At 31.8% G+C, this 8,557-nt stretch carries 5 protein-coding genes; 2 read left to right on the top strand and 3 right to left on the bottom strand.

The genetic code is table 11. The features are described 5' to 3' along the window. Nucleotide 1 precedes the first annotated feature (1 nt). Nucleotides 2-2,122 carry a methyl-accepting chemotaxis protein gene (locus AJ886_RS00700; RefSeq protein ID WP_070232950.1) on the bottom strand — a complete coding sequence of 707 codons (2,121 nt, stop codon included), beginning with the start codon at nucleotides 2,120-2,122 and terminating at the stop codon, nucleotides 2-4. Nucleotides 2,123-2,290: 168 nt separating this feature from the next. Between AJ886_RS00700 and zupT the strand changes: the two genes are divergently transcribed. After that, nucleotides 2,291-3,166, top strand: coding sequence for a zinc transporter ZupT (gene zupT / locus AJ886_RS00705; RefSeq protein ID WP_052776816.1), 876 nt, complete (start codon nucleotides 2,291-2,293; stop codon nucleotides 3,164-3,166). Nucleotides 3,167-3,190: 24 nt separating this feature from the next. Here the strand turns inward: zupT and AJ886_RS00710 are convergent, their stop codons facing one another. Together AJ886_RS00710 and AJ886_RS00715 are read right to left on the bottom strand one after the other, a co-directional pair. Continuing rightward, complete coding sequence (locus AJ886_RS00710) at nucleotides 3,191-5,707, bottom strand: molybdopterin guanine dinucleotide-containing S/N-oxide reductase (RefSeq protein WP_070278539.1); 2,517 nt, start codon at nucleotides 5,705-5,707, stop codon at nucleotides 3,191-3,193. 10 nt (nucleotides 5,708-5,717) lie between these two features. Further along, entirely contained in the window at nucleotides 5,718-6,293 is a 576-nt protein-coding gene (locus tag AJ886_RS00715) for a cytochrome c3 family protein (protein WP_070242974.1), read from the bottom strand. Between the two features lie 166 nt (nucleotides 6,294-6,459). Between AJ886_RS00715 and AJ886_RS00720 the strand changes: the two genes are divergently transcribed. After that, nucleotides 6,460-8,556 carry a methyl-accepting chemotaxis protein gene (locus AJ886_RS00720; protein WP_070277761.1) on the top strand — a complete coding sequence of 699 codons (2,097 nt, stop codon included), beginning with the start codon at nucleotides 6,460-6,462 and terminating at the stop codon, nucleotides 8,554-8,556. Nucleotide 8,557: the final 1 nt, after the last annotated feature.

The raw sequence follows: 8,557 nt of genomic DNA on the forward strand, positions 1-8,557 counted from the left end.
ATTAAAACCTCTTCTTCTTAACATCTTCTAAGATATTATTAGCTATATCACTTACTGTACTAGAAATAATAGCTGATTCATTAGCAATTTCAACATTATCTTTAGTAGTTTGATCAATTTGTGCTACGCTATCATTGATTTGAGTAATACCTGCAGTTTGTTCTTTAATACTTTCTGCCATATCATTGATAGATTGAACAAGTAAATTAGTATTAGCTTCTATTTCAGATAAAGACTTTTGAGTTCTCTCAGCTAGCTTTCTAACTTCATCAGCCACAACAGCAAAGCCTCTACCATGTTCTCCAGCACGAGCCGCTTCAATAGCTGCATTTAAAGCTAAAAGATTGATTTGATCTGCAATATCACCTATGATACCTGTAACATTTTTAATCTCTTCAGATTGAGTGATAACATCACTAGTTTTAACTGAAACATTTTGCATAGAAGAAGTGATCTCTTCTAAAGCTGCTGCAGTTTCTTCTAAAGATTGAGCTTGAGAATTTGAAGAAGTGGTTAAGCTTTGAACAGCAGTTTGTAATTTTCCACTTTCATTAGCTAAAGCATTAGCAAAGTCTGAACTTTGTTTTAGCATTTTAACTATTTCATCACCTAAAGCATTAGTAGTTAATTCAACACTTCCTGAAGCATTAGAGATTTTATTTCTAAAATCTAAGCTTTTGTATTCTTCAAATATTTTATGAATAACATTCATATCAGAACCTACTCTAGCTTGTAAAACATCAAGAAGTTTATTTAGAACATTTTTAAGTTCAATAAGTTGTGGGTTTCTTGGATTAGCAGTAATTCTTGCTGTTAAATTACCACCTTCTACAACTGATACGGTTTGAACTGATTCTTTAACAGCTTGATTGTCTTGTTCTAAACCTTTTTTAGTAGCAAGGATGTTTTCGTTGATCATTTTGCCCATTTTTCCAAGTTCATCATCGGCTTTGATTGAAATTAAATCAACTTCGTGTTTTTCGTGATTTAAAAAACGAAAGAAATTTTCTAAAGATTTTAAAATGACAGGAATTCTAGATCCAACTATTTTTTTAACGCAGACATAAACTATAATCAATATGACAAGTAGTATAAAAAAAGAAATCACAATAAAAATAATTTCTAGTTTCTTTAAAGGTGCTAAAACTGAATTTTTAGGAGCAGTTACAACCATACTCCAATAACTTGAATTATTTGCAGTACTAAAAGATGAAACGGATGCATAGCTTAAATCTCCAGTTGAAGCAACATAATCATCTATTATAACAGTTTTGTGTTCTTTAACAGCATTATTGACTAACTCCACAGAGGGATCTTTATTTATATCACTGAGTGTTTTTAAAATGGCATTATGATTTTTATGAATGGCAATAACACCTTTATCAGTCATTAAAAATCTTAAATCCCCTTCAAAAAAATCTAATTTTGGGTCAAGTATGGTTTCAGAAACTTCAGAAAAATCTAAAGTATATCCAGCAACTCCAATCAATTTACCTTTATTATTAAAAATAGGCATTCCAAAATTAATACCTAGAAAATCTTTTCCATCGTAGTTAAGTTTAGTTGGTGGCCCAACAAATAAACTATCTTTATCTCCATATTTAGCGTTTTTTTCTACTTGCTCTATAATCTTTAAATTACCAAAATTATTTGGCGTTTGAATCGTTTCTATTCCTCCAGATTTTCCAGTGGTTTGATCAAAATAAATCATAGCAAAAGTTTTACCATCAGAACTTGTGTATCTTTTATCAATTCCTTGAGCATCCCCTAGCACTGAAGTATCTTTTAAATACAAAAAAGTATAAGCTGAATATAAACTACTATCAAATAAATTTTTCATTAAGCTTTCAATCAAATCAGCATCAACTTGATTATTGTGTTCAAACATATCATTTAAGGAAGTTGCGGTTCCTTTTGTAAGTGCAACAGTTTCATTTAGAATACCTTCCATATAATTGGTGTATCTTTTTGAAGCTAAAAATATTGAATCTTTGGCCTCTTTTTCCATATTTTCAGAAATATATATGGAAACTGTTGAAACTAATACGATAATGCCTAAAATTACCCCTATAGCTACAGATAGAATAAGCTTAGTGCTTATATTTAAAGAACGAAAATTCATATTTTTTCCTTAACTTTTAAAAATTTATAAAAAACTTAGTATAGTATTCTATAATTTTTTAAAATATTCTTAAAAATTTTAATATCTTTTGTAATTTTACCATATGTTAACTTTTTATAAATATAAGTATTTAAAATATTAAAATTTTATTGAAGTTAAGAATTATTAATGCAATTTACCTTTGAACAAATTTTTATCGCAATGCTACTGACTCTTTTTGCAGGTTTTTCTACAGCTATAGGTTCTATAATAGCCTTTTTTTCTAGAAAAGATGATTTAAGGGTACTTTCTTTAGGACTTGGTTTTTCAGCTGGGGTAATGATATATATTTCTTTCATGGAAATTTTACCCACTGCACTTAAAGATTTTAAAAATCACTATGATTCGCATTGGGCTGAGCTTTTGGGATTAGCTTGTTTTTTTGGTGGAATTTTAATATCTTTATTGATTGATAAATTAATCCCCGAAGATGTCAATCCTCACGAGCCTAAAGAGGATTTAAGCGAGTTAAAAATTTGTCCCTTACCTCAAAAAGGACAAAATCCTCCGAAATTTCATCCTGGAGAAAAGTTGCATCAGATCAATACTAAAGCTTTAAAACGCACAGGGATTTTTACAGCTTTGGCTATTGCTATACATAATTTCCCAGAAGGTTTTGCTACTTTTATTTCGAGTCTTGACAATCTTACTTTAGGAATTGCTATAGCTATAGCTGTGGCTATACACAATATCCCTGAAGGTTTGGCCGTGAGTTTGCCAATTTACCATGCTACAGGAAATAAGAAAAAGGCTTTTATTTATTCAGCTCTTTCGGGTTTTGCAGAGCCTTTGGGTGCTTTTGTTGGAGCTTTGATTTTATTGCCTTTTATAGGCGATCTTACTTTAGCTATAAGTTTTGCTGTGATTGCAGGAATTATGGTTTTTATATCTCTTGATGAACTTTTGCCCGCTGCAAAAACTTATGATAAGGCCCATGATAGTTTATATGGACTTATATTAGGAATGGCAATAATGGCTTTAAGTTTAAATTTGCTTGGACAATAGAAAGCCTTACGGCTTTCTTGCAATTTAATTCACACCTTTTGGCGCATTAAAGGCAGTAAGTTTTGGTAGTTCACCTTTAAATTTTTCTATGTTTACGAGCCCTGTGTGAGAGATATTGCCATTGGCAAGTTTTGAAGTTGGCATATCCATGGTTAAAACATTTGCATTTCCACATTTGCAAAGTCCGTTTTCATTAGGATCATACCAAGCACCTTCACAAATCCTTACAACCCCTTGCATGATTTCATCGCTTACAACAGCCCCTGCTAAAACTTCACCGCGTTTGTTAAACACGCGTACTACATCGCCATTTTTTATACCAAGTTTTTTTGCATCTTTGGAATTGATTAAAATCGGCTCTCTATCTTTTATTGCATAAGTATCTCTTAAGCTTGTGTGGCAAAGTTGAGAGTGCAAGCGATCTCTTGGGTGATTTGTAAGTAAGTGGAAAGGTGCTTCTTTGGTTGCATTTCCAAGCCATTCAATAGGCTCAAACCAAGTAGGATGGGCTTTGCAATCATCATAATTATAATTTTTAATCGCTTCTGAGTAAATTTCAATGAGTCCTGAATCTGTACCCAGAGCATTTAAGATAGGATCTTCTATAAATTCTGAAAAACGAGTCCATTCTAAACTTTCAGCTGTTGGTTCAAAAGTGATTGGTTCATTTTTAGCCCAAAATTCTTCAAAACTTGGCATAGGAATAGCAAAAGCTTCGCCAAAACTTTGAGTTTGTTTTAGGGCACTGTTGTAGTATTCTTTGATGAAATCTTTAGCTTTTTTGCCATTTTCTGTATAGGCATTAAAGACATCTTTTCCATAAATTTTACAAATATCAGAGAAAATTACATAATCATCTTTGCTTTCACCCACAGGCTCAACTGCTTGTTTCATAGGAGCTATATGCATATTTGAATAATCTCCTGTCATGGTAATATCATCTCTTTCATAAGATGAAGTTACAGGCATAACAATATCTGCCATTTTAGCTGTTGGAGTCCAGTAAATTTCATTTACCACAACGGTGCGTGGTTTTCTCCATGCTTTTACGTTAGTGTTAGTATCTTGATGGTGCACTAAAGGATTTCCGCCTACCCAGTAAATAAAATCAATATCAGGATAGGTAAGCTTAGAGCCGTTGTGATCTATGGTTTTTCCAGGGTGAAGTAAAGCATCAGCGATTCTTGCTACAGGGAAAGAATAACTCGCTGCATTTTGAAGCCATTCTGCGCCTTCGTTTGAAGTTTCGCTTTTTACTAAACCTTTAAATTTACCATTTTTCCAAATCCCTAAACTACCTGCTGTCATACCGCCGATAACTCCGCCTTTGCAAGTTGGAACACCGCCATTGCTGTAATGATAGCTTAGTCCAAAACCGCCTCCTTTTGTGCCGATTTGTCCTAACATTGCACAAAGAGTAACTAGCATCCAGTGAGGCTGTTCGCCATGATGTGCTCTTTGCATACCCCAACCACTCATAATCATAGTAGGATTATCATAAAAAGTTTCAGCTAATTTTTTGATAGTTTTTTCATCGATACCGCAAATTTTACTTGCCCATTTGGTATCTTTTTTCACTCCATCTTCTTTACCTTCTAAATAATCTTTAAATTTATCAAAGCCTGTAGTGTAAGTGTCTAAAAACTCGTAATTAACTTTTTTCTTAGCAATTAAATGGCTTGCCATACCCATCATTAAAGCTACATCGGTATTTGGGCGTGGAGCTATCCATTTGGCATTTAAAAATTTCGCTGTAGTGGTTTTTATAGGATCTATACAAATCACTTTGATTTTACTGTCTTTAAGTTTTTCAAAGTATGCCAAACCTCTTTGTTCGTTTGAAGTCCAAGCTATGCGTAAAGTAGAAAGCGGATCAGCACCCCAAATCACAACATATTTAGAATCACTTAAGATATTTTCCCATGAGGTTTGTTGCTCATAAACTTCAATCGATCCTACAACATAAGGCATAATCACTTGAGAAGCTCCTGTAGAATAGTCTCCTGTAGCTCCTACAAATCCACCTGTTACATTTAAAAATCTATGAAGTAAGATGCGTGAGTTTTGCATATTTCCACTTGATTTCCAGCCATAGCTTCCACCAAAAATCGCACTTGCACCTTTACTATCTCTTGTTTTTTTAAGCTCTTTGGCGATAAGCTTGATCGCTTCACCATAACTTACGCGAACAAACTCATCTTTTCCGCGAAGCTCAGGTTTAGGATTGTCAGGATTTTCAAGGTAGGATTTACGCACATAAGGATACTTCACACGAGATTTATAAACCATATCGGCAGTATAGTGCTGTAAAGGATTATCCATTTTTGTAACTTTTTCCCAAGGTTCACTTTTTACTATCTTACCATCTTTTATAGTGAGTTTTAAAATCCCCCAGTGTGCTGCGGTAATCACTTCTCCATTTTTTACAAGTCCGAGGCTAACTTTTGAAGCTTCTACGGTTTTTCCTGCACTTAAGCTTGGAATGAGAGGTAAAGCACTTAAGCTCGCTCCAATTTTTAAAAATTTTCTTCTATCTAGCATGCTTTTCTCCTTATTTTGTTTTAAAATCTTTTGCGTTTTTTTGTAAGTATTCTATAACTAGCCATCTGTCTTTTTTATCAATACCTGTTCTATCGGCCATAGAACGGAAAATTGCAGGCCAAGCATTAGCTGTAAATTCTTTTTCTTTGTGGATAGCGTGGCAAATTCCACAGTTATTTACAAAAAGCTCTTTGGCTCGATTTAACATTTCTTTATTGTCTTTGACAAATTCTTTTTTATCTGCCCAAATTTCAAGGCTTACCTTATCCCATTTTCCATTTTTTCCAGTTATTCTTTGAGAGAAATTTAATTTTGTATTTTTAGAAAAAGCTGCAACAATAATTCTTTGAGAGTCATTGAAATAAATCACAGAAGGTGCTTTAGGATTTACATAACCATCAATTTTTAGCAAAACCCTGTTATTTGCGCTTTTTAACACTTCAAAAGGATTTGTAGGTAAAAGTCTTCCTATGACTTTAGTATCATCTTTATTAAGATAAAGCGATACAACTTCATCAGTATAGGCGGTATTTTTTGCCCATAAACATGTCGCTAGGACAACAAAAGAAATGAAAATCTTTTTCATTGCTATTCCTTAATATAAATTTGATGTAAATGTATTTTAACATTATTTAATTTAATTATTAATTAATATTAACAAAATATTAATTAATAATTAATAACTTTTTTAGAAAAAAATAAGCATTTTATAGTTATAATTCTAGAAAATAAATATACAAGAAAGGAAGACAATGTTAAAATCTATCGGAACTAAATTAACCCTTTCAGTAATTGGAAGTGTTATGGTTAGCTTAGTCTTTATGATTGCCATCATATCATGGAAAGTTTCTCAAAATATGGAAAAAGAAGCAGAAATTGCTCTAGATATAGCTTCAAAAAGATATGTAAATTATATGCAATCCACACTTAACGAACCTTTTTTACTCTCTAAAGCATTAGGTACTAGTATACAACAAGTTATTAATGATAATGGGAATATTGACATTAATGTATTGGAAAATTTGACCAAAAAAACATTAGATTCAAGTATGCATACCACTTATGCTTTTTTATACATTAAAGATCTTTCAGTCTTATCAGGAAATAAAGAAAAAGACATTCAAAATGGAAATTTATCTATTGTTTATAATGATTCAACTCCAGGGATTGACGGAGGTATTAAAACATTTATACAAAATAAAAATATGTATAACAGTATACCTGTAATCTCAAAAATTGAAAACAATGTGCACAATGGAGAACAAAAGATTATTTTTGGTTCAGTCAAGCGTCTTGATTATGGCAATGGAGAATTTTTAGGGATAAACTTAGGAATGCCTATTTTTAATCAAAAAGGAGATTTTGCAGGAGTTATTGGTTTCTCTTTAGAGCTTTCACAGATGTCTAAAGCTTTACTTGATCCTTCATTAAATTTTCACGAAGGAGATCAAAGATTACTACTTACAGATGATGGAACATTTGTTATACATGAAAATCCTAAAGCAATTTTGCAAAAAATCAATGAATACAACCATTCTCCTTCTGTAGCTCCTATATTAAGTGCTATTAAAGAACATAGAGATATTTTAATCAATAATTTTTATACATCTACAGGTTTAACTAGTTATGCTTCGGTTGTCTCCTTTAGTACCCTAGAAGATTCAAGTTATTGGAGTATACTTGTAACAACCCCTAAAAATTCAGTTTTAAAACCTTTATATAATCTTCAGTTAATTATAGTTGCTGTAGTTGTTATATTTTTAATTATAATTTCAGCTATTGTATATATGTGTATAAAATATATGGTAAGTGCAAAAATTAATTCAATTTTTAAATCTTTGCAAAATTTCTTTGACTTCATCAATCATAAAACAAAAAATGTTTCTACTATAGAAGTAAAAAGCAATGATGAATTTGGACAAATCTCAAGTGCTATCAACGAAAACATCCTTGCTACTAAAAAAGGTTTAGAACAAGACAATCAAGCTGTTAAAGAATCAGTTCAAACCGTATCAGTTGTAGAAGGTGGTAATTTAACAGCAAGAATTACTGCTAATCCAAGAAACCCACAACTTATTGAACTTAAAAATGTTCTAAATAAACTTCTTGATGTTTTACAAGCTAGAGTAGGTTCTGATATGAATGTTATTCATAAAATATTTGAAGAATACAAAAGCTTAGATTTTAGAAATAAAATCTCTAATGCTTCAGGAAGTGTTGAATTAACTACTAATGCTTTAGGTGATGAAATAGTTAAAATGCTAAAACAAAGTTCAGACTTTGCTAATGCTTTAGCTAATGAAAGTGGAAAATTACAAACTGCTGTTCAAAGCTTAACCACTTCTTCAAATTCTCAAGCTCAATCTTTAGAAGAAACTGCAGCAGCTTTAGAAGAGATCACTTCTTCTATGCAAAATGTTTCAGTTAAAACTAGTGATGTTATCACTCAATCTGAAGAGATTAAAAATGTTACAGGTATCATAGGTGATATTGCAGATCAAATCAATCTTTTAGCTTTAAATGCAGCTATTGAAGCGGCTCGTGCTGGAGAACATGGTAGAGGCTTTGCTGTTGTGGCTGATGAAGTTAGAAAGCTAGCTGAGAGAACTCAAAAGTCTTTATCTGAAATAGAAGCTAATACTAATTTACTTGTTCAATCTATCAATGATATGGCAGAAAGTATTAAAGAACAAACTGCAGGTATTACTCAAATCAATGATAGCGTAGCACAAATTGATCAAACTACTAAAGATAATGTTGAAATTGCTAATGAATCAGCTATTATTTCTAGTACAGTAAGTGATATAGCTAATAATATCTTAGAAGATGTTAAGAAGAAGAGGTTTTAAT

This window comes from Campylobacter sp. BCW_6465 (assembly GCF_001762815.1).
In the GTDB taxonomy this organism is placed as follows: Bacteria; Campylobacterota; Campylobacteria; order Campylobacterales; family Campylobacteraceae; genus Campylobacter_D; species Campylobacter_D jejuni.

What these genes read in the sequence shown, in the direction of transcription:
- zupT (WP_052776816.1), top strand. Translation starts at nt 2,291, where the DNA reads ATGCAATTTACCTTTGAACAAATTTTTATCGCAATGCTACTGACTCTT.
- AJ886_RS00710 (WP_070278539.1), bottom strand. Translation starts at nt 5,707, where the DNA reads ATGCTAGATAGAAGAAAATTTTTAAAAATTGGAGCGAGCTTAAGTGCT.
- AJ886_RS00700 (WP_070232950.1), bottom strand. Translation starts at nt 2,122, where the DNA reads ATGAATTTTCGTTCTTTAAATATAAGCACTAAGCTTATTCTATCTGTA.
- AJ886_RS00720 (WP_070277761.1), top strand. Translation starts at nt 6,460, where the DNA reads ATGTTAAAATCTATCGGAACTAAATTAACCCTTTCAGTAATTGGAAGT.
- AJ886_RS00715 (WP_070242974.1), bottom strand. Translation starts at nt 6,293, where the DNA reads ATGAAAAAGATTTTCATTTCTTTTGTTGTCCTAGCGACATGTTTATGG.